The following is a 19,776-nucleotide window of genomic DNA, read 5'->3' as shown; positions in this document are numbered from 1 at the left end:
TGGCTGTCGAACTGGCCGATGCAGGAAGGAAAGGCGCCTGTTGCTCATGATCATTCTTCCTGAGGCTATTGCGCGCCAATCAGGTAATCAGGCGGTCTGGCTTTCGCAGCACACGGCTGCACGCTCAGGCCGGTCACCCATGTCGTCAAGGCGCTTGGCATCAGGGCTCAGCCAGTGTTTGTTGCTTTCGAACGTAGTGGTCAGCACTTGATGAACCCAATCGGGAAGATTCGGGTGCAGACGGTAATACACCCATTGGCCTTGCCGACGGTCCGACAACAAGCCGCAAGTGCGCAACTGCGCCAGGTGCCTGGAGACTTTTGGCTGACTCTCGTTCAATGCGCAGGTCAGCTCGCAAACACAAAGCTCCCCCTCACGAGTGATGAGCAGCATGGTGCGCACGCGGGTGTCATCCGCCAGGCATTTGAAAACAGTGGTCGGGGTCAGATGGTCAGCCATATCGATTCTCAGCAGACAGAACACGGGCTTTGCTGGTCATTGTGAAGCCTCGACTCATATACGGTTTTTCGAATATATGATTTTCCGAATAAGAGATAAAGCCCTCCCTTCGGAAAAATTCGAAAGTTGCCCGCTAAACAGTCACATCGCGAACAAATCGCATCAAGCTGGGCATGATATAGGCCGCATCCTGGCCGACACCCCTGAGTGTCGCTGAAGCAAAATTCCGTTGTTTCGGCAGGCCGACAAAATACAACCCCGGTAGATGCTTCGCCTGCCCGTAACGATGAGCCCAATATTCATTGCCTGGGCATTCCAACCCGCTCAAAAATTTCAGGTTCGGGCGAAATCCTGTCGCAAACACCAAACTATCCACCTCAGTGTGTTGCCCATCAGCCCAGATCACGCCGGTTGGTGTTATCGCCTCGAACATCGGCTTGCGCTCGAAAAGCCTTTGCTCAAGGGCTCGACGATAGATCCCGTCATCAAGTACCGGCGTACTTTGATCGCTCAACCAACGAGTCTTTTCCAACCCTGACCACTTCAGCCACCCATGAAAATCCAGGCCGAGTATCTTTTGCGGAAAAAACCGAATCGGCTCCCTGCTCGCCAGCGCGACTTTGCCCACATGAGCCAGTTCATAAGCGATTTGAACAGCCGAGTTTGCAGCACCGACCACAACCACTCGCTGCCCACCAAAGCCATCGGCATTTCGATATTGCGCGCTATGCAAACTGCGCCCGAGAAAGCTCCCGAGCCCTCGAATATCGGGAATGAAAGGCTGATTGAATCCACCCGTGCACACGATCAGCGCCTTGGAGCAAAAATTTTCCCCATCGCCCGTTTGAAGCTGAAACAGCCCGCGCTCTCTGCGTACATGCTGTACGCGGGCGTTCTGACGAACTGGCAATTTGAATGCCTTTGCATAATCTTCCAGGTAGCGCACGACCTCATCACGGAGCGGGTAATGATCGGGTTCCGCCGGGAAGCGCATACCCGGCAATGACGAGTAAGCCGCTGGAGAAAAAAGCTTCAGACTGTCGTAATAGTTGCGCCAGTTTCCTCCCGGGGACCGCTCGGCATCCAAGATCAGGAACCTGAGGTTTTGCCGCTGCAAGTGCCAACCGCAGGCTAATCCTGCCTGGCCCGCGCCGATCACAATGACATCCATGATTTCATTCATTACATTCATATATGCACACTCATGCATATTAAAGGGCAAAAAAAATCAGGACGCGCCTGGGCAACAGAACGGGGTCAGGCATTTCATATGCTCAAGAATGGCTTCGAGGCGCGCCACCACTGCCGGGCCGTCCACCTCGTAGAACACCTGCCTACTGACCTTGGTGCCGCGGACGATACCTGCCTCTAACAACACTTGCAGATGTCGGGAAACAACTGAACGTTCCTGGGGCAATCCTTGGGCAATCTCGCTGATATCGGCGCGCCCCAATTGCATCACGCGCTTGAGCACAGCGACACGCGAAGGCTCGCAAAGCGCCTTGAAGAAAGCGCCATCGAGGGATTCGATGGCAGCGTCAATGGCGCGGGTTCGGTGCAGGAGGCGATCTGTCATGGGACTGACTATATGTGCGCGTTTATGCACGCGTCAATACTGTGCAATTGCACGGTCTCTAGGTCCAGGAACTAGAATTTTTACCCAGAGCCATTTATTTGTGGGGTAAAAGCGCAGACAAATAAAAAAGGGTCGCGAGATAAAATCTCGCAACCCCCTTGAATAATATGGTCGGGACGGAGTGATTCGAACACTCGACCCCTAGCACCCCATGCTAGTGCGCTACCGGACTGCGCTACGCCCCGACTAGGCGTGAATCTTGTTCCGCTTCTCAACGGAACGCTCAGGAATATATCGCAAGCTTTTGAAAACTGGAAGATTTAAAAGCAGAAATTTATTTCTTGAGCACCACCAGTACATCTTCGAGCTCGGCGATCATCTGGCGGATCATCTGTTTGTACTGGGTTGTATCGTCCTTGGCCTCATCACCGGAGAGGCGCAGGCGTGCGCCGCCGATGGTGAACCCTTGGTCGTACAGCAACGCGCGGATCTGCCGGATCATCAGCACGTCTTGCCGCTGATAATACCGACGGTTTCCGCGGCGCTTGACCGGGTTGAGTTGAGGAAACTCCTGCTCCCAATAGCGCAGCACGTGCGGTTTTACCGCACACAGCTCGCTGACTTCACCAATGGTGAAGTAGCGTTTGCCCGGGATGACGGGTAGTTCGTCGTTATGACTTGGTTCCAGCATAAGCCTCAACTCGGGCCTTCAACTTCTGCCCTGGACGAAAGGTGACCACACGGCGAGCCGTGATCGGGATTTCTTCTCCCGTTTTCGGATTGCGGCCAGGCCGCTGGCGTTTGTCCCGCAGGTCAAAATTGCCAAAACCGGACAATTTGACCTGTTCGTTGTCTTCCAGAGCGTGCCTGATTTCTTCGAAAAACAGTTCGACCAATTCTTTGGCCTCCCGTTTATTCAGGCCCAGCTCCTCATACAGACGTTCCGCCATCTCAGCTTTCGTCAGAGCCCCCATACGTCACTTCCTTAACGTGGCGTTCAACCTGGTTTCGAGCGAGGTGAGGATATTCTGCGTTGCGGTATTCACCTCATCGTCATTAAGAGTGCGCGATGGATGCTGCCAGGTCAAGCCGACTGCAAGGCTTTTTCTATGCGGATCAATGCCTTTACCCTGATACACGTCAAATAGCCTGAGGTCCGTGAGCCATTCGCCTGCATTTTCACGGATTACGTCCAGTACGGCGCTGGAAGCAACCTCACGGTCGGCCAGCAACGCAAGGTCACGACGCACTTCAGGAAAGCGCGATAACTCCTGGAATTTCGGCATTTTCCCCAGCGCCACTTCGGCCAGGACCAGCTCGAAAACGAAGACTGGACGATCAAGGCCCAGGGTTTTCGACAGTTCCGGGTGAATGGCACCGACATAACCGACTTCACGCCCGTCCCGCTCGATGCGTGCGGTCTGCCCCGGGTGCAGCGCCGGGTGCTTGCCAGGGACGAAAGTGAATGCGTCGAGCGCACCGGCGAAGCCCAGCACCGCTTCCACGTCAGCCTTGACGTCGAAGAAGTCGACGACGTCGCGACCTTGCGCCCAGCCTTCCGGCAAGCGGCTACCACAGACGACACCGGCCAGCATCGGCTCCTGCTTCAAGCCATCCAGCTGACCGACAAAACGCAGGCCGCTTTCGAACAGCCGCACGCGATCCTGCTGGCGGTTCAGGTTGTGCTGGAGCGACTTGACCAGGCCCGGCCACAGGGACGAGCGCATGGCCGCCATGTCGTTGGAAATCGGGTTGGCCAACAACAGCGGCTCGACACCTGGATTGAACAGCTCGAACTGGCGTGGATCGATGAAGCTGTAGGTGATCGCTTCCTGATACCCGCGGGCCACCAGCAGGCGGCGCAGTTCCGGCAGGTCGCTGCGGGTTTCAGCCTTGGCCTGTGGGGCCAGGCGTGCTTGCGGGTAGCGAACCGGCAGGCGGTTGTAGCCGTAAAGGCGGGCCAGTTCTTCGATCAGGTCGACTTCCAGGCTGATATCGAAGCGATGGCTTGGCACGTCAACACGCCACTGCCCTGCCCCGTCGGCGCTGATGTTCAGGCCCAGGGCGCCGAGCAGGCGTTCGACTTCGGCCGGGTCCATTTCCATGCCCAGCATCTGGGTGATGCGCTGGGCACGCAGGGTGACCGGAGCAATCTTCGGCAAATGTTGTTCGCTGACCGTCTCGATGATCGGGCCGGCTTCACCACCTGTGATGTCCAGCAGCAGGCCTGTGGCGCGCTCCATGGCTTCACGGGCCAGTTGCCAGTCCACGCCACGCTCGTAGCGGTGCGAGGCATCGGTGTGCAGGCCATAGGAGCGGGCCTTGCCAGCGACGGCGATCTGGTCGAAGAACGCGCTTTCCAGGAACACATCGCGGGTCGTCGTGGAGACGCCGCTGTGCTCGCCGCCCATGACGCCAGCAATGGCCAGGGCACGGGAGTGATCGGCAATCACCAGGGTGTCGCTGCGCAGGGTCACTTCCTGACCGTCGAGCAGCACCAGCTTCTCGCCCTCTTCGGCCATGCGTACGCGGATGCCGCCGTTGATTTCGGCGAGATCGAACGCGTGCAGCGGCTGACCCAACTCCAGCATCACATAGTTGGTGATGTCGACGGCGGCGTCGATGCTGCGCACGTCGGCGCGACGCAGGCGCTCGACCATCCACAGCGGCGTGGGCTTGGACAGGTCGACGTTACGGATCACACGGCCCAGGTAACGAGGGCATGCGGCCGGCGCCAGGACTTCAATCGAACGCACTTCGTCGTGCACGGCCGGCACGCTCGCGACCACCGGACGCGTCACTGGAGCGGCGTACAACGCGCCGACTTCACGGGCCAGGCCGGCCAGGGACAGGCAGTCGCCACGGTTTGGTGTCAGGTCGACCTCGATGCTCGCATCGTCCAGGCCCAGGTATTCACGGATGTCCTGGCCAACCGGCGCATCTGCCGGCAGTTCCATCAGGCCATCATTGCCTTCGCCGATCTGCAGCTCGGCCTGGGAGCACAACATGCCGTTGGACTCGACGCCGCGCAGCTTGGCTTTCTTGATCTTGAAGTCGCCCGGCAGTTCGGCACCGATCATGGCGAACGGAATCTTCAGGCCCGGGCGCACGTTGGGCGCGCCGCAGACCACCTGGAAGGTTTCCGCGCCATTGCTGACCTGACAAACCCGCAGCTTGTCAGCGTCCGGATGTTGCTCGGTGCCCAGCACCTCGCCCACGACCACACCGCTGAAATCACCGGCGGCCGGCGTGACGCTATCGACCTCAAGGCCGGCCATCGACAGGCGAGCAACCAGCTCGTCCCGACTTACCTGCGGGCTTACCCAGCCGCGCAGCCATTGTTCACTGAATTTCATCCTGCTCTCCTAATAGATTCGTTACCAACTGCGACCTAGCGAAATTGCGCAAGGAATCGCAAGTCGTTGTCGAAGAACAGGCGCAAGTCATTCACACCGTAACGCAGCATGGCCAGGCGTTCGACGCCCATGCCGAAAGCAAAGCCGGAGAACTCTTCCGGATCGATCCCGGACATGCGCAGCACGTTCGGATGAACCATGCCGCAGCCCATGACTTCCAGCCAGCCCGTCTGCTTGCAGACGCGGCAGCCTTTACCGCTGCACATCACGCATTCCATGTCGACTTCAGCCGATGGCTCGGTGAACGGGAAGTACGAAGGGCGGAAACGCACGGCCAGTTCTTTTTCGAAGAACACCCGCAGGAACTCTTCGATCGTTCCTTTCAGGTCGGCGAAATTGATGTCGCGATCAACCAGCAGGCCTTCGACCTGGTGGAACATCGGCGAGTGGGTGATATCGGAGTCGCTGCGATACACACGGCCTGGGCAGACGATGCGGATCGGCGGCTGTTGCGATTCCATGGTGCGGACCTGTACCGGCGAGGTATGGGTGCGCAACAGCATGTTCGCGTTGAAATAGAAGGTGTCATGCATCGACCGGGCCGGGTGATGGCCTGGGATGTTGAGCGCTTCGAAGTTGTGGTAGTCGTCTTCGACCTCAGGGCCTTCGGCAATGCCGTAGCCGATGTGGGTGAAGAACTGCTCGATGCGTTCCAGCGTCCGGGTTACCGGATGCAGGCCACCGGAAGTCTGGCCACGGCCAGGCAGGGTCACGTCGATGGACTCGGCGGCGAGCTTGGCGGCCAGATCCGCCTCCTCGAACAACGCCTTGCGCGCATTGAGGACCTCTGTGACACGCTCCTTGGCAACGTTGATCAGCGCACCGACCTGCGGACGCTCTTCGGCTGGCAGGTTCCCCAGGGTCTTCATCACCTGAGTCAACTCGCCCTTCTTGCCAAGGTAGTGAACCCGGATTTGCTCCAGGGCATTGATATCTTCAGCGCTTTGCACAGCCTCTAGTGCTTGAGCGACCAGCGCGTCCAGGTTTTCCATGTACAGACTCCAGATACGAAATAGGGGAAGAGCTTTAAGGCTCTTCCCCTATTTATGACGTTTGACACCTGGGCCCACAGAGGTGGCCCCAGGTGACTGCCGGGGGTACTTAAGCCAAGGTGGCTTTAGCTTTCTCGACAATCGCAGCAAACGCCGCTTTTTCGTTCACTGCCAGATCAGCCAGAACCTTACGGTCGATCTCGATGGACGCTTTTTTCAGGCCAGCGATGAAACGGCTGTAGGACAGACCGTTAACACGAGCACCAGCATTGATACGAGCGATCCACAGAGCGCGGAACTGACGTTTTTTCTGACGACGGTCACGGTAGGCGTATTGGCCTGCCTTGATTACCGCTTGCTTGGCAACACGGAATACGCGGGAACGCGCGCCGTAGTAGCCTTTAGCAAGTTTCAGAATTTTCTTGTGACGCTTACGGGCAATGACGCCACGCTTTACACGAGCCATGAGTTACTTCCTCTATTCTTGATCCAAAAATTAACGAAGGCGCAACATGCGCTCGACTTTTGCCACGTCAGACGGATGCAGCAAGCTGCTACCGCGCAGTTGACGCTTACGCTTGGTCGACATTTTGGTCAGGATGTGGCTCTTGAAAGCGTGCTTGTGCTTGATACCGTTAGCAGTTTTCAGAAACCGCTTAGCAGCACCACTTTTGGTCTTCATCTTTGGCATGTTCGGATACTCCGCATTCAGTTGATAAACATAATCGCAAGGCCTGCCGTGCCCTGGTGATTACTTCTTCTTTTTCGGGGCGATGACCATGATCAGCTGGCGTCCTTCCATCTTAGGATGCTGTTCGACCGAACCGTACTCGAGCAGGTCTTGTTCAACCCGCTTGAGGAGTTCCATCCCCAGCTCCTGGTGGGCCATCTCACGGCCGCGGAATCGCAAGGATACCTTGGCCCTGTCCCCGTCACTCAGGAAACGTACCAGGTTGCGCAGTTTTACCTGGTAATCCCCTTCCTCCGTCCCTGGACGAAACTTGATTTCTTTTACCTGAATCTGCTTCTGGTTTTTCTTCGCCGCGGCAATCTGCTTCTTCTTCTCGAAGATCGACTTGCCGTAGTCCATCACCCGGCAAACCGGTGGGACTGCGTCTGCGGAAATTTCTACCAGATCAAGCTTGGCTTCTTCAGCAATACGAAGCGCTTCATCAATCGAGACGATGCCAATCTGCTCGCCGTCAGCGCCAATTAACCGAACCTCGCGTGCCGAGATATTCTCGTTGATCGGGGCTTTCGGTGCAGCTCGTTTATCTTGTCTCATTTCACGCTTAATAATAATTACTCCAAATCTGGGCGACCACGCCGGGAAACCGCTTGCGCGAGAAACTCAGCGAATTCGGCGACGGGCATCGAGCCCAGGTCAGCACCTTCACGAGTACGCACAGCGACAGTCTGCATCTCGACCTCCCGATCTCCAATAACCAAGAGAAAGGGAACCTTGAGCAAAGTATGCTCGCGGATTTTAAAGCCGATCTTTTCATTTCTCAAGTCGGACTTGGCACGAAATCCGCTTTGATTGAGAGTTTTTTCGACTTCGGCGGCAAAATCTGCCTGTTTATCAGTGATATTCATGATCACTGCCTGGGTCGGCGCCAGCCACGCAGGGAACGCGCCCTCGTAGTGTTCGATCAGAATCCCGACGAAACGCTCGAACGAACCGAGGATCGCGCGGTGAAGCATGACCGGGTGCTTGCGGCTGTTGTCTTCGGACACATATTCAGCGCCCAGACGGATCGGCAGGTTGAAATCGAGCTGCAAGGTACCACACTGCCACACACGACCGAGGCAATCTTTCAGCGAGAATTCGATTTTCGGACCGTAGAACGCCCCCTCACCCGGCTGCAGGTCGTACGCAAGGCCCGCACTATCAAGGGCGGCGGCCAAGGCTGCTTCAGCGCGATCCCACAGCTCGTCGGAGCCGACGCGTTTTTCCGGACGAGTGGACAGCTTCATTTCGACTTCGGTGAAGCCGAAATCCCGATAGACGTCCATGGTCAGCTTGATGAAAGCGGCGGATTCAGCCTGCATCTGCTCTTCGGTGCAGAAGATGTGGGCATCGTCCTGGGTAAATGCACGCACGCGCATGATGCCGTGCAGCGCACCCGATGGCTCGTTGCGGTGGCAGGCACCGAACTCGGCCAGGCGCATCGGCAGCTCGCGGTAGCTTTTCAAGCCCTGGTTGAACACCTGCACGTGGCAGGGGCAGTTCATCGGCTTGATGGCGTAGTCGCGATTTTCCGACTGGGTGGTGAACATGTTGTCGGCGTAGTTGGCCCAGTGCCCGGATTTCTCCCACAGGCTACGGTCCACCACTTGCGGCGTCTTGATTTCCAGATAGCCGTTCTCACGCTGGACCTGGCGCATGTACTGCTCGAGTACCTGGTACAGGGTCCAGCCGTTCGGGTGCCAGAACACCATGCCCGGGGATTCTTCCTGGGTATGGAACAGGCCCAGGCGCTTGCCGATCTTGCGGTGATCGCGCTTCTCGGCTTCTTCAATGCGCTGGATGTAGGCCGCCAGTTGCTTCTTGTCCGCCCAGGCGGTGCCATAGACGCGCTGCAACTGCTCGTTCTTCGCATCGCCACGCCAGTAGGCGCCGGACAGCTTGGTCAGCTTGAAGGATTTCAGGAAGCGCGTGTTCGGCACGTGCGGGCCACGGCACATGTCGACGTATTCTTCGTGGTAGTACAGGCCCATGGCCTGCTCGTCCGGCATGTCTTCCACCAGACGCAGCTTGTAGTCCTCGCCACGGGCCTTGAAGACTTCGATGACTTCGGCACGCGGGGTGACTTTCTTGATGACGTCGTAATCTTTCTCGATCAGCTGCTGCATGCGCTGTTCGATGGCCGCCATGTCTTCCGGCGTGAAAGGACGCTCGAAGGCGATGTCGTAATAGAAGCCTTCGTCGATGACCGGCCCGATGACCATCTTCGCGCTCGGGTACAGCTGCTTGACCGCGTGGCCGACCAGGTGCGCACAAGAGTGGCGAATGATCTCCAGCCCCTCTTCATCCTTTGGCGTGATGATTTGCAGCGTGGAGTCGCCGTCGATGACGTCACTGGCGTCGACCAGCTTGCCGTTGACCTTGCCGGCCAGGGTGGCCTTGGCCAGGCCGGCACCGATGGATGCGGCGACCTCGGCTACGGAAACCGGGTGATCGAATGAACGTTGACTGCCGTCGGGAAGAGTAATAGTTGGCATGGCGCCTCCTCTCCTAGTGGTGACCCCTACCAAAGGTCACGTGGGTTGGGATGAGCCAGTACAAGATCCAGTCCAGGCCATTCAATGACGAACGCCTGCCTTACAGCGGCAGGAGCCTTGCGGCCAACCGGGGAAACCGAACCAGAGTGACTGGGATTCAAATCAGGGTTATTCGGACATTTGCCACCGGGACGAGTTGTCATCCGCAGCCTGGAAATACCCGAGCCCGGCATGCTAGCACAGATGAACGGTCATCGCCGTGCGGGAATTGAAGCAGGCGTAAATACACGGTTTTTATGCCAGAGTGCTGAACTGAATCGAGCGCAACGCCTCAGATATCAAGACATCGACCCGAAAGGAGCACCTTCGCATGCGTCTGAACACCTTGTTCGCAGTAGTCGCCCCCCTCGTCCTGCTGCTTCCACTGACCGCCCATGCCGACTGGCCCAAGGGCGAGCGCGAAAAATACATGGCCCAATGCACGCAAGCCGCAACGCCCCAGATCGGCGCGGCCGCGGCCAAGTCCCATTGCGCCTGTGGCGCCGATGCGATCAAGTCCTACCCGGCCTCGGACATCCAGGCCTTGATGGACAACAAGGCCACCCCGGAGCTGCAGCAAAAGGCCCTGGGGCAGATCGCAAAATGCAAGGCCGATGACAAGGCGAAAAAGTAAGAAAACAGGCTTTCTGAACAGGCCCGACAGGGTTGAAAAACACTGATTTCAGGCTATTTCGAACGATTTATTCAGGTTTTACAGCTTTTTTTATCGTCTTTACTTTCGGCTCAAAGCCTTTAAAACCGGGCCTTTCAGCGGGTAAAGGCGGTAAAGTAAACACGACTGATTGGCAAACAGCGCGTCTGGGGGGGTCCCAAATCGAACATTTCGACTATGATACCCGGGTGTGCCCAGTTGGCCTGAGCAGCACAGTACACTGAAAATATATGTTTCTTGGAGATACACCATGTCTAATCGCCAAACCGGCACCGTTAAATGGTTCAACGATGAAAAAGGCTTCGGCTTCATCACTCCTCAAGGTGGCGGTGACGACCTGTTCGTACACTTCAAAGCTATCGAAAGCGACGGTTTCAAAAGCCTGAAAGAAGGCCAGACCGTTTCCTTCGTGGCTGAGAAAGGCCAAAAGGGTATGCAAGCTGCACAAGTTCGCGCTGAGTAATTTCTCCGCGCACTAAAAAACCCCGTCCATGTGACGGGGTTTTTTATGGGCGATTGAAAACCGCCAGTCAGCCGCAGTTCACCCGGTTGACCACCAGGTTGGCATCGGTATTGAGGTTCAGGCGATCGGAGCGGTACTCAAGCGTCACCATGTCGTTGGGTCTGAGGATCCGCGCATTCTGCGCACCGGCACGGGTACGGGCCTGCTCCAGCAACTGCGGCGAGGCCTGCTTGCCAATGGCGAACTCGGCGCCCTTTGCTTCGCAGCGGCTATGACCGGTCTCGGTCGCCACGGGTTCGGGGGTCGATTCCGAGGTGCTGCTGCAACCGCTCAAGACCACGGCAGCCAACAGAGTACTCAATGACGCGAGCTTCCAAGGCATGAAGCCTCCTTTTTTCGATAAATAAACAGAGAGCGTGCGACAACCCAAATAGCGCTTGGTTTCAACACTACAGCCGTCGGCCTGGTTCATCCGGAAAACCGGCAGTTTGCCTGAGCCGCCAGCGCTGTTCAGACATGAATCGTGACTGGATATGAACACCGCTCAATAAACGTCGATGTAATCAAACGGAGGATTGGGCCAGTTTTCCTTCAATGCATTGTAGATCTGCATGACCCAGACCTCGTCGCTGGCCGCGACCCGTCCGACGTAGCCCGAACCCTTCGCCCAAGTCTCGAGCCGAAACAGCAAACCATCGATGTCCGCACCACCGACCACACCCGAGGACAAATAGGCGATACCGCCCTTGGTCACGCGCAGCTGGGTATGCTCGTCATCGCTGGCCGAAGCCAGCAATTGACGAACCGCATCGAGGGTCAGGCCATCCGGAGCGTTCAAATCGATCTGCACGGCGGGGCTCCTTCAAAAACAAAAAAAAGAGTGTCGCACAGCCCTCCTCCAATGCCTAAGTCGCAGTGCCAAACCGGGGGCAAAAATGCTTAACTTCACCTACAGTCCTCCAACTCGCGAGCCCTACCATGAGCACCGTCAGCATCGAAGCCAACATCAATGCCAAATGGTCGGAGGGCCACAGTTCCTATAGCCCGAGCAGCCCCGAGGAACTGGCAATCATCGGCATAGAATTGCTGGTGAAGGAACTGGGGACGGACGTCGCCCGCAACTTCATCCGGCAGGCATTCGAACGCTACCCGAGTGCCGTCAACGTCGTGGACTGATGCTCACGCCCGCAGGCCCAACCTGCGGGGGCACAGCCAGGCAGGTTACTTGAGGCGCGCCAGGCGCTCGGTCAGCAGGTCGAAGAAGCCTTGGGCATCACCGTTTTCCACCCAGAACGCGTTCTTCGGCGCTTTCAGGCCGTCGTACCAGTCGACGATGGTCTGCCCGAACGTCGGGCCCTCGCGACTGTCCACGACGACATTGACCGAACGACCAGTGAACAACTGCGGCTTGAGCAGATAGGCAATCACCGTCGCGTCATGCACCGGCCCGCCCGTCATGCCGTAGTGCTCCATGTCGCCCTTGACGTATTCGTTAAGGATATCGCCCACCAGCTTGCTGGCATTGTTGTTCAACGCCGCGATCTGCTTGAGGCGCGCTTCGCTGGTGAGGATCTTGTGGGTCACGTCCAGCGGCAGGTACGTGAGCTTCACGCCGCTCTTGGCCACGACCTCGGCCGCCTGCGGGTCGGCGAACAGATTGAATTCAGCCACCGGCGTGATATTGCCGCCGTTAAAATGCGCACCGCCCATGATCACCACTTCCTTGATGCCCTGGACGATGTCGGGCTCCTGCACCAACGCCAGGGCCAGGTTGGTCTGCGGGCCAAGCATGGCAATGGTGATGCTGTGGGGCTTGGCCGCCTTGAGGGTGTCGATCAGGTAGTTGACGGCATTGCCTTGGGCCAACCCCTTCTTCGGCTCGTGCACGGTGACACCCGACAGGCCTTCCTTGCCATGGATGTTTTCCGCGTAGATCGGCGTGCGCATCAGCGGTTTCGGCGCACCGGCATACACCGGCACGTCTTCGCGCCCCGCCCATTCCCGGGCCAGGCGAGCGTTGCGAGAGGTCTTGTCCAGGCGCACATTGCCGGCGACGGTGGTCAGCGCACGGATATGCAGCTCCTCGGGCGACGCCAGGGCGAACAACAGCGCCACCACGTCATCGGCCCCTGGATCGGTGTCGATGATCAGGTCGATTTTTTCCGCCGCCTGGGCGCTCGTAGCGGTGATCAATGACAAAAGCAGCAGACTCCGGATCAGTTGATGCATTTTCTGAGCATAGCGGTGCATGGCGCACTCCTTGTGCAGGGTTGGATAGGGTTAGAACGTCACTCCAGCGACGAGCACGATATTGCAGTACGGAGAGCACTCGCCTGTGCGAATGATCGCCCGCGCCTGTCGGCTGATGATCTTGAATTGTTCATGGCTGACCAGCGCCCGCTCGCCCAGCGCACCCTCGGCATGCAGTGTCTCCAGGGTCGTCAGCGCCGACGGTTGTTTTTCGAGGATCTCCTCGGCCAGGACATGGCTTTCTACCTGCATTTCGCTGAGCACCACCTTCAAGGTGCTGACAAAGTCAGGAATGCCATGGGTCAGGGCCAGGTCGATCAATTCGACCTGGGGCGGCACGGGCAGGCCGGCATCGCCGATGACCACCTTGTCGCCATGGCCCAGGGAAGCGATCAGTCGTGACAGTGCCACATTCAACAACGGCGTCTTTTTCATGATTTGAAAGCCTGTACTTCCAGCAACGTGGGGATTGAAGGCTGCGCGCCCGCGCGGGTGACCGACAGCGCGGCGGCGGCCTGGCCGAAACGAATCGCGTCGACCTCGCTCTTGCCGCTGGCCAGGGCTGCCGCGAAGCCGCCGACAAAGGTGTCTCCGGCCGCCGTGGTGTCCACCGCCTTGACCCGCGGGGCCGGGAAGTGTTCGAAGCTGGCACCGTTGGCAAACAGCAAGCCCTGGGCACCCAGGGTCACGATCACCTTGCCGGCGCCGGCGGCGATCAGATGCGCCGCGGCGGCTTCGGCGGTTTCCAGGGAGTCCACCGCCAGTTCGCTCAAGACCGCTGCTTCGCTTTCATTGGGAATCAGGTAGTCGATGCAGGCGTACCAGTCGGCGGGCAACGTCCGAGAGGCTGGCGCCGGGTTGAGGATGACGATCTTGCCCAACTCTCGAGCGCGCTTGAGGGCGTGGCCGACGGTGGCATCCGGCACTTCGAGCTGGCAGATGACGACATCGGCGCTTTGCAGCACTTCATCGACACCGTCCAGGACCTCGGCGGTGAGCGCACCGTTGGCACCGGCGACGATAACGATCGCATTCTGGCTGTTGTCGTCGACGACGATCAGCGCCACGCCGCTGGCCCCCTCCACCACGCTGACCGCCTGGCAGTCGATGCCCTCGGCCAATAGCCCGTTACGCAATTGTTCGCCGTAGGCATCATTGCCCACGCAACCGACCATCGATACCTGCGCCCCCAGGCGCGCGACGGCCACCGCCTGGTTGGCACCCTTGCCGCCCGGGATGGTGGAGAACGACTCGCCGATCAGTGTTTCACCACCACGCGGCAGACGTGGCGCCCGGGTCACCAGGTCCATGTTCAGGCTGCCTATTACCACTACTTTTGCTGGCATACATCTCTACTCATCAATTCGGTTCAGCGGTATTGGGCGAATGTACCGGACAGCGGCGCAGTCGACTCTCGCAGGACAATACTCGGCGTCACGATCCGCTGTTCGATGGCAAGGCCCGGCGTCGCAATTCGTCGCAGCAGCACTTCGGCCGCCATCTCGCCGAGCTGCAGGATCGACTGCCCGACCGTGGTCAACGCCGGGTAGACATAACGGCTCATCTGGATGTCATCGAAACCGATGACCGACAGTTCGCTGGGCACGCGCACGTTGCGTTCAGCGGCAGCGCGCAGTACACCGATGCCAATCATGTCGTTGGCTGCAAAAATCGCGCTCGGCGGCATCTGTTCAAGCAGTTGCGCCGCGGCGCGGTAGCCGCCGGTGCTGGTGAAATCGCTCTCGAGCATGCGTTCGACAGGCAGCTCGATCCCAGCCTCTTTCAACGCTCGGCAATAACCGGCCAGACGCATTTGCGCCACGCTGGTATCGGCCGGGCCGCCAATGAAGGCGATATCGTGGTGACCCAGCTCGAGCAAGTGCCGGGTCGCCAGGTACGCGCCGTATTCATGATCGATGCGCACCAGGTCGGCGTCGACGCCGTCGAGCCCGCGGTCGACGATCACCATGGGCGTGCGCACGTTGGACAGCCCCTCGGCCAGGCCGACATCACCGCCGGCGGACGCGAAAATCAGGCCGTCGATGCGTTTTTCCAGCAGCACCCGCAGGTAGCTGCGTTGCTTGTCCGGGTTGTCGTCGGAATTGCACAGGATCACGCAATAGCCATTGCGCTCACAGTAATCCTCGATGCCCCGGGCCAACTCGGCAAAGTAAGGGTTGAGGCTGTTGGGCACCAGCAGGCCGATGGTCGCGGTGGTCTTGGCCTTGAGCGACCGGGCCACGGCGCTGGGCACGTAATCCAGGCGCTCGATGGCCGCCTCGACCTTGAGCCGCACTTCTTCGCTGACCGGCCGCGTCTTGTTCACCACGTGGGACACAGTGGTGTAGGAAATCCCCGCGAGCGCCGCTACATCCTTGATCGTCGCCATGGCTCAAGCCCGCCGGCTGGCGCGCTGGCTGCGATAGGTATCGAGCACGACCGCCACCACGATCACCGCACCGGTAATGATGCGCTTGGTCGGCTCAGTAGCGCCGATTTGCGCCAGGCCCGCCGCCAGTACGGAGATGATCAGCACGCCAAAGAAGGTGCTGATCACCGAACCTCGCCCGCCCATCAGGCTGGTGCCGCCGATGACCACGGCGGCGATGACCTGCAGTTCGAGCCCTGAACCGGCGTTCGGGTCCGCCGCCTCCAGGCGCGAAATCTGGAACAGCGCGGCCACACCGGCCAGCAAGCCCATCAGGCTGAACACCAGGATCTTGTAGGGTTTTGGATTGATACCCGCCAGGCGCACGGCCTCTTCATTGGTGCCGATGCCGATCAGGTAGCGGCCGAACACGGTACGGGTCAGCACTGCCTGGGCAATGAAGATCACCAGCAAGGCGATGATGAACGAAGGTGAGATACCAAAGGCGATGGGGTTGGACAGCCAGGCGAATGAATCGCCGATGTAGGCAGTCCGGGAGCCGGTCATTTGGTACGCCAGGCCCCGGGCCATTTCCAGCACGCCGAGGGAGACGATGAACGATGGAATCCGCCACGCCACGGTGATCGAACCGGTGACCGTTCCCGCCAGCGCCGCCACGGCCATGCCGAGCAAGGCCGAGGGCCAGACGCTCCAGCCCCAGCCGAGCACGGCCACGCTGACCGTCGAGGCCGCGAGCGCCAGCACCGACCCCACCGACAGGTCGATGCCTCCGATGATCAGGATGAACGTCATGCCGACGGCCAGCACCATGAGGTCCGGAATCTGGTTGGCCAAGGTACTGAAGGTGTCATAGGACAGGAAGTGGCTGCTCAGGGCCGAGAACAGCGCGACCATGGCCAGCAGCGCGCCAGCCAGGCCCAGGTAGGTCCCGAGACCATAGAAGTTGCCACTCGTTTTGCCGACGGCAGATGCGGTTTTCATGAAAGATCCCTAGGCGCTGCTTCGTTGAGCAACGCATCACGTTTCTGGTAGCCGGCGAATGCGGCGGCAAGCAAGTCATCCTGGGTCCAGCTGTCGCGCTCGAAGGTGTCGATCAGGCGTCCGGCGGACAGCACGCCGATTCGGTCACAGATCAACATCAGTTCCCGCAGGTCACTGGACACCACGACCAGCGCCTTGCCCTGGCGCGTCAGCTCGCCGAGCAGCGCATAAATGTCGAATTTGGCACCCACGTCGATGCCTCGGGTCGGCTCGTCGAACAACATGACCGCGCAATCGCGTTCGAGCCAACGCCCGATCACCACTTTCTGCTGGTTGCCGCCCGACAACTCGGACACCAACTGGGTCGGGCTCGAACTGCGGATGCGCATGGCGTCGACCTGCCGCTGTGCCAAGGCCAGTTCAGCATCGCCATTGACCAGGCCGGCGCTGGAAATCTCCGGCATGTTGCCCAGGGCAATGTTGGCGGCGATGGATTGGGTCAGCAGCAGGCCTTCGCCCTTGCGGTCTTCGGTGATCAACGCGATGCCATGGGCCACCGCATCGGACGGGGAGCGAATGCTCACGACCTGGGCCGGCGAACCCAGCGCCACCGTGCCACTGTCAGCGGTATCGGCACCGAAGATCAGCCGCAACAGCTCGGTGCGCCCTGCCCCGATCAGGCCGGAGATACCAAAGATCTCGCCACTGCGCACTTCAAAGGACACATCACGGACCTTGTCGGAGCGTGTCAGGCCTTTAACGGTCAGCGCCGGCGCGCCGATCTGGCGTGGACCCAGGTCGATATGCTCGCCCAGCTCCCGGCCGACCATCAGGGTCACCAGTTCTTCGCTGTTGTAGTTGGCCATCGGCTCGACGCAGACCAGGTTGCCATCACGCAGCACGGCAATGCGCTGGGCGACCCGCGCCAGTTCTTCGAGGCGATGGGAAATGTAGATGATCGACACGCCACGCGCCTGCAGGCGAGTGATCTGCTCAAAGAGCATTTCGACTTCGCGGGCCGTCAGCATCGCCGTTGGCTCATCGAGAATCAGCACATGGCAGTCGCCGATCAGGTTACGGGCGATCTCGACCATTTGCTGGTGACCGATCCCCAGTTCGCCGACCAGCGTGTCGGGATCGATTGCATCGAGCCCTACCTGGGCCATGGCCTCGATGGCCGCCTTGCGCAATTGCTTGCGACTGATCCAGCCGCCGTGGTTGGGCAGGTTGTCGAGAAACAGGTTTTCGGCCACGGAAAGGGTCGGCAGCAGGTTGAGTTCCTGCATCACCATGCGCACGCCCAGCTCTTCAGCCTGGGTCCGGCTGCCAGGGCGATAATCCTGACCTTGAAATTGCATCTGCCCGGTCGTCGGCGTCACCAACCCGCCGATGATCTTGGACAAGGTGCTTTTGCCGGCGCCATTTTCGCCGGTCAACGCCAGCACTTCACCGCGCATCAACGTCAGGTTGATGTCGGTCAGTACCGGTTGGGCATAGGTCTTGCCGATACCGCTGACGCACAGGACAGCGTTCGGGTCGCGAACGGACATAACAAACTCTCCAATGCGCTCGCCCGGATGGGCGAGCACCGTTGTGTCGCCAGGATTACTACTTGGTCACCAGCTCGACTGGAGTTTCGATAACGCCGTTGGTACCGCTGTCGACTTTTTCGCCCTTGAGGATCTTCAGCGCCGTCTCGATGCCGAACACGGCCTGCTTGGCGGCGAACTGGTCGGCCGTCGCCAGGACACGACCGTCCTTGAGCATCGGCTTGATGGCATTGATGTTGTCGTAGCCGACTACCTGCACCTTGCCCGCCTTGCCCGCCGCGCGCACGGCCGATACAGCGCCGACCGCCATGCTGTCGTTACCGGCCAGCAGTGCCTTGATGTTCGGGTATTCGCTGAGCATCGACGCGGCAACCTGGTTGCCCTTGTTGATTTCCCAGTCACCCGATTGCAGGGAAACGACCTTGACCTGCGCCGCCTCCATCGCATCCTTGAAGCCTGCGGTGCGTGCCTGAGCATTGGTGGTGGTGGATACGCCTTCGATGATGCCGACTTCGTCACCGGCCTTGAGCTGCTTGGCCAGGTACTCGCCCACCAGGCGCGCCCCTTTGCGGTTGTCCGGACCTACGAACGGCACGGTGATGTTCTTGCTCTTGACCACGGCTGGATCAAGTTGGTTATCGATGTTGATGACTGTGATGCCAGCGTCGACGGCTTTCTTGATCACCGGCACCATGGCCTTGGAATCCGCTGGCGCGATGATCAGCGCATCGACCTTGGACACGATCATCTGCTCGACGATGCGGATCTGGTTGGCGGTGTCGGTTTCATCCTTGATCCCGTTGGAGATCAGGTCGAAATCGGCGGAGTGTTCCTTCTGATACGCCTTGGCGCCGTCTTCCATGGTCAGGAAGAACTCGTTGGCCAGGGATTTCATGACCAGGGCGACCTTGGGTTTTTCTGCGGTCTGGGCGAATGCCGAGGAGATAGGCAGCGCAGCGGATGCGGCCGCGAGCATGGCAACAGCGAGAAGGCGTCCAGCGAATGGCAACTTCATGGGTTCACTCCGATCTTATGATTATTGTGAGCAAATCAATGCACGGAACGCCGCGCAAACGTTTGCGTGAAGTGAACTATGGTAAGGGTTCAGGGATTTGTCAACGTTGCGGTTTCATCCGCAACGTCGCAACTCAGGCTGTTGTATTGACTACCGTACCCGAACTGGCGCCCTTTGCCAGCTCCGTGACCAAATGGCCGGTGACCTCCAGCAACGCGCCACTGGTGTCGGCGATCTGGCCCTGGATCGCCATGACTGCCGAGCTCTTGGCTTCCGGGGTTGGGTAGGCCTGCGCCTGTGCAGCAGCCAGTTGTTGCTGCTGCTCCCTGAGCTGTTGCTGAAGCTCTTGCATCCGCTTGAGCAATACCTGGACGGCAATGCTCTGGGTGCTGCCGCCCTCTTGTGCCTGATCGGCCGCTTGCGCGCCGGTCCCCGTACGGACCTTGCCGGGCGTTTGCGTCTCGCCCAAGGCCTCATCGGCGGCCTCGGTACTCGCCTCGTTCAAGGCCTTCAGGGTGGCTGCGGACTGACCGCCGATGGTCACGGCCGCCGCGTTGGGAAAGCCGACTGAAAATGACATGACAAAACTCCATGGATGGGATTCCTACGCAGGACATCGTCCGCTGAAACAATTTCTTTAGCCCTCGCGCAAATCTTTCACCGGCCAGAGCGGTTGATCCACCCGTTGATGCCATCCAATAAACATTCCTTTCTCCTACACCAAAATGAAAAAAGTGCTGTCAGACGA

24 protein-coding genes and 1 tRNA gene are annotated in these 19,776 nt (G+C 59.2%); 3 read left to right on the top strand and 22 right to left on the bottom strand.

Annotated features, from left to right (window positions below; genetic code table 11):
* Positions 1-87 precede the first annotated feature (87 nt).
* The 12 genes from LQ215_RS12705 to thrS form a co-directional block, all read right to left on the bottom strand.
* Positions 88-459 (bottom strand): metalloregulator ArsR/SmtB family transcription factor, encoded by a 372-nt coding sequence (locus LQ215_RS12705; RefSeq protein ID WP_230150228.1) that lies wholly within the window; start codon positions 457-459, stop codon positions 88-90.
* A 133-nt stretch (positions 460-592) separates the two neighbouring features.
* The gene (locus tag LQ215_RS12700) at positions 593-1,651 is read right to left on the bottom strand and encodes a flavin-containing monooxygenase (protein WP_230150226.1); all 1,059 of its coding nucleotides are present in this window, start codon (positions 1,649-1,651) and stop codon (positions 593-595) included.
* Between the two features lie 36 nt (positions 1,652-1,687).
* A complete protein-coding gene (locus LQ215_RS12695) occupies positions 1,688-2,035 on the bottom strand; it encodes an ArsR/SmtB family transcription factor (RefSeq protein ID WP_230150224.1) in 348 nt (115 codons plus the stop codon).
* Positions 2,036-2,203: 168 nt separating this feature from the next.
* Positions 2,204-2,280: transfer RNA gene (locus LQ215_RS12690), tRNA-Pro, on the bottom strand.
* 89 nt (positions 2,281-2,369) lie between these two features.
* Complete coding sequence (locus tag LQ215_RS12685; protein ID WP_003179985.1) at positions 2,370-2,726, bottom strand: MerR family transcriptional regulator; 357 nt, start codon at positions 2,724-2,726, stop codon at positions 2,370-2,372.
* The gene (ihfA, locus tag LQ215_RS12680) at positions 2,707-3,009 is read right to left on the bottom strand and encodes an integration host factor subunit alpha (RefSeq protein ID WP_002553164.1); all 303 of its coding nucleotides are present in this window, start codon (positions 3,007-3,009) and stop codon (positions 2,707-2,709) included. Before ihfA ends, LQ215_RS12685 begins: the two co-directional genes overlap by 20 nt.
* Positions 3,010-3,012: 3 nt before the next feature.
* The gene (pheT, locus tag LQ215_RS12675) at positions 3,013-5,391 is read right to left on the bottom strand and encodes a phenylalanine--tRNA ligase subunit beta (RefSeq protein WP_230150222.1); all 2,379 of its coding nucleotides are present in this window, start codon (positions 5,389-5,391) and stop codon (positions 3,013-3,015) included.
* Between the two features lie 35 nt (positions 5,392-5,426).
* A complete protein-coding gene (gene pheS, locus LQ215_RS12670; protein ID WP_003203624.1) occupies positions 5,427-6,443 on the bottom strand; it encodes a phenylalanine--tRNA ligase subunit alpha in 1,017 nt (338 codons plus the stop codon).
* Positions 6,444-6,552: 109 nt separating this feature from the next.
* Complete coding sequence (gene rplT / locus LQ215_RS12665; RefSeq protein ID WP_002553161.1) at positions 6,553-6,909, bottom strand: 50S ribosomal protein L20; 357 nt, start codon at positions 6,907-6,909, stop codon at positions 6,553-6,555.
* Positions 6,910-6,939: 30 nt separating this feature from the next.
* On the bottom strand, positions 6,940-7,134 hold the full coding sequence (gene rpmI / locus LQ215_RS12660; protein WP_002553160.1) for a 50S ribosomal protein L35: 195 nt from the start codon (positions 7,132-7,134) through the stop codon (positions 6,940-6,942).
* A 60-nt stretch (positions 7,135-7,194) separates the two neighbouring features.
* Positions 7,195-7,746: a translation initiation factor IF-3 gene (gene infC, locus LQ215_RS12655; RefSeq protein ID WP_169432615.1), complete on the bottom strand. Its 552-nt coding sequence runs from the start codon at positions 7,744-7,746 to the stop codon at positions 7,195-7,197.
* Positions 7,746-9,668, bottom strand: a complete 1,923-nt coding sequence (gene thrS, locus LQ215_RS12650) for a threonine--tRNA ligase (protein ID WP_230150220.1) — start codon at positions 9,666-9,668, stop codon at positions 7,746-7,748. The genes infC and thrS overlap by 1 nt, the downstream gene beginning before the upstream one ends.
* Before the next feature lie 370 nt (positions 9,669-10,038).
* On the opposite strand from thrS, the gene LQ215_RS12645 reads away from it, so the two are divergent.
* Both LQ215_RS12645 and LQ215_RS12640 read left to right on the top strand, forming a co-directional pair.
* Positions 10,039-10,341 carry a hypothetical protein gene (locus LQ215_RS12645; protein ID WP_230150218.1) on the top strand — a complete coding sequence of 101 codons (303 nt, stop codon included), beginning with the start codon at positions 10,039-10,041 and terminating at the stop codon, positions 10,339-10,341.
* A gap of 289 nt (positions 10,342-10,630) precedes the next feature.
* Entirely contained in the window at positions 10,631-10,843 is a 213-nt protein-coding gene (locus tag LQ215_RS12640; protein WP_007905882.1) for a cold-shock protein, read from the top strand.
* Between the two features lie 67 nt (positions 10,844-10,910).
* On the opposite strand, the gene LQ215_RS12635 is transcribed toward LQ215_RS12640, so the two are convergent.
* Both LQ215_RS12635 and LQ215_RS12630 read right to left on the bottom strand, forming a co-directional pair.
* The gene (locus tag LQ215_RS12635; RefSeq protein WP_230150216.1) at positions 10,911-11,225 is read right to left on the bottom strand and encodes an I78 family peptidase inhibitor; all 315 of its coding nucleotides are present in this window, start codon (positions 11,223-11,225) and stop codon (positions 10,911-10,913) included.
* Positions 11,226-11,387: 162 nt separating this feature from the next.
* A complete protein-coding gene (locus LQ215_RS12630) occupies positions 11,388-11,693 on the bottom strand; it encodes a hypothetical protein (RefSeq protein WP_230150214.1) in 306 nt (101 codons plus the stop codon).
* 128 nt (positions 11,694-11,821) lie between these two features.
* Here LQ215_RS12630 and LQ215_RS12625 point away from each other — a divergent pair, with 128 nt between their 5' ends.
* A complete protein-coding gene (locus LQ215_RS12625) occupies positions 11,822-12,019 on the top strand; it encodes a hypothetical protein (RefSeq protein WP_230150212.1) in 198 nt (65 codons plus the stop codon).
* Positions 12,020-12,064: 45 nt separating this feature from the next.
* Here the strand turns inward: LQ215_RS12625 and LQ215_RS12620 are convergent, their stop codons facing one another.
* From LQ215_RS12620 to LQ215_RS12585, 8 genes are all read right to left on the bottom strand, one after another.
* Positions 12,065-13,093: a nucleoside hydrolase gene (locus tag LQ215_RS12620; protein ID WP_230150210.1), complete on the bottom strand. Its 1,029-nt coding sequence runs from the start codon at positions 13,091-13,093 to the stop codon at positions 12,065-12,067.
* 30 nt (positions 13,094-13,123) lie between these two features.
* Complete coding sequence (gene rbsD / locus LQ215_RS12615) at positions 13,124-13,528, bottom strand: D-ribose pyranase (RefSeq protein ID WP_230150207.1); 405 nt, start codon at positions 13,526-13,528, stop codon at positions 13,124-13,126.
* Entirely contained in the window at positions 13,525-14,439 is a 915-nt protein-coding gene (rbsK, locus tag LQ215_RS12610; protein ID WP_230150206.1) for a ribokinase, read from the bottom strand. Before rbsK ends, rbsD begins: the two co-directional genes overlap by 4 nt.
* Before the next feature lie 23 nt (positions 14,440-14,462).
* On the bottom strand, positions 14,463-15,482 hold the full coding sequence (locus LQ215_RS12605) for a LacI family DNA-binding transcriptional regulator (protein WP_153388551.1): 1,020 nt from the start codon (positions 15,480-15,482) through the stop codon (positions 14,463-14,465).
* A gap of 3 nt (positions 15,483-15,485) precedes the next feature.
* Positions 15,486-16,463 (bottom strand): ABC transporter permease, encoded by a 978-nt coding sequence (locus LQ215_RS12600; RefSeq protein ID WP_230150205.1) that lies wholly within the window; start codon positions 16,461-16,463, stop codon positions 15,486-15,488.
* Positions 16,460-18,013, bottom strand: a complete 1,554-nt coding sequence (locus LQ215_RS12595; RefSeq protein ID WP_230150204.1) for a sugar ABC transporter ATP-binding protein — start codon at positions 18,011-18,013, stop codon at positions 16,460-16,462. The genes LQ215_RS12600 and LQ215_RS12595 overlap by 4 nt, the downstream gene beginning before the upstream one ends.
* Positions 18,014-18,071: 58 nt before the next feature.
* Positions 18,072-19,028: a sugar ABC transporter substrate-binding protein gene (locus LQ215_RS12590; protein ID WP_095962809.1), complete on the bottom strand. Its 957-nt coding sequence runs from the start codon at positions 19,026-19,028 to the stop codon at positions 18,072-18,074.
* A 133-nt stretch (positions 19,029-19,161) separates the two neighbouring features.
* Positions 19,162-19,608, bottom strand: a complete 447-nt coding sequence (locus tag LQ215_RS12585) for a hypothetical protein (protein ID WP_230150202.1) — start codon at positions 19,606-19,608, stop codon at positions 19,162-19,164.
* Positions 19,609-19,776: the final 168 nt, after the last annotated feature.

The sequence above is a fragment of the Pseudomonas brassicacearum genome, from assembly GCF_918698105.1.
Taxonomy (GTDB): domain Bacteria; phylum Pseudomonadota; class Gammaproteobacteria; order Pseudomonadales; family Pseudomonadaceae; genus Aquipseudomonas; species Aquipseudomonas brassicacearum_F.
This window is presented reverse-complemented; position numbering and strand designations above follow the sequence as displayed.

Coding starts and splice junctions, on each gene's coding strand:
- LQ215_RS12705 (WP_230150228.1), bottom strand. CDS start 459: ATGGCTGACCATCTGACCCCGACCACTGTTTTCAAATGCCTGGCGGAT.
- LQ215_RS12700 (WP_230150226.1), bottom strand. CDS start 1,651: ATGAATGTAATGAATGAAATCATGGATGTCATTGTGATCGGCGCGGGC.
- LQ215_RS12695 (WP_230150224.1), bottom strand. CDS start 2,035: ATGACAGATCGCCTCCTGCACCGAACCCGCGCCATTGACGCTGCCATC.
- LQ215_RS12685 (WP_003179985.1), bottom strand. CDS start 2,726: ATGCTGGAACCAAGTCATAACGACGAACTACCCGTCATCCCGGGCAAA.
- ihfA (WP_002553164.1), bottom strand. CDS start 3,009: ATGGGGGCTCTGACGAAAGCTGAGATGGCGGAACGTCTGTATGAGGAG.
- pheT (WP_230150222.1), bottom strand. CDS start 5,391: ATGAAATTCAGTGAACAATGGCTGCGCGGCTGGGTAAGCCCGCAGGTA.
- pheS (WP_003203624.1), bottom strand. CDS start 6,443: ATGGAAAACCTGGACGCGCTGGTCGCTCAAGCACTAGAGGCTGTGCAA.
- rplT (WP_002553161.1), bottom strand. CDS start 6,909: ATGGCTCGTGTAAAGCGTGGCGTCATTGCCCGTAAGCGTCACAAGAAA.
- rpmI (WP_002553160.1), bottom strand. CDS start 7,134: ATGCCAAAGATGAAGACCAAAAGTGGTGCTGCTAAGCGGTTTCTGAAA.
- thrS (WP_230150220.1), bottom strand. CDS start 9,668: ATGCCAACTATTACTCTTCCCGACGGCAGTCAACGTTCATTCGATCAC.
- LQ215_RS12645 (WP_230150218.1), top strand. CDS start 10,039: ATGCGTCTGAACACCTTGTTCGCAGTAGTCGCCCCCCTCGTCCTGCTG.
- LQ215_RS12640 (WP_007905882.1), top strand. CDS start 10,631: ATGTCTAATCGCCAAACCGGCACCGTTAAATGGTTCAACGATGAAAAA.
- LQ215_RS12635 (WP_230150216.1), bottom strand. CDS start 11,225: ATGCCTTGGAAGCTCGCGTCATTGAGTACTCTGTTGGCTGCCGTGGTC.
- LQ215_RS12625 (WP_230150212.1), top strand. CDS start 11,822: ATGAGCACCGTCAGCATCGAAGCCAACATCAATGCCAAATGGTCGGAG.
- LQ215_RS12620 (WP_230150210.1), bottom strand. CDS start 13,093: ATGCACCGCTATGCTCAGAAAATGCATCAACTGATCCGGAGTCTGCTG.
- rbsD (WP_230150207.1), bottom strand. CDS start 13,528: ATGAAAAAGACGCCGTTGTTGAATGTGGCACTGTCACGACTGATCGCT.
- rbsK (WP_230150206.1), bottom strand. CDS start 14,439: ATGCCAGCAAAAGTAGTGGTAATAGGCAGCCTGAACATGGACCTGGTG.
- LQ215_RS12605 (WP_153388551.1), bottom strand. CDS start 15,482: ATGGCGACGATCAAGGATGTAGCGGCGCTCGCGGGGATTTCCTACACC.
- LQ215_RS12600 (WP_230150205.1), bottom strand. CDS start 16,463: ATGAAAACCGCATCTGCCGTCGGCAAAACGAGTGGCAACTTCTATGGT.
- LQ215_RS12595 (WP_230150204.1), bottom strand. CDS start 18,013: ATGTCCGTTCGCGACCCGAACGCTGTCCTGTGCGTCAGCGGTATCGGC.
- LQ215_RS12590 (WP_095962809.1), bottom strand. CDS start 19,028: ATGAAGTTGCCATTCGCTGGACGCCTTCTCGCTGTTGCCATGCTCGCG.
- LQ215_RS12585 (WP_230150202.1), bottom strand. CDS start 19,608: ATGTCATTTTCAGTCGGCTTTCCCAACGCGGCGGCCGTGACCATCGGC.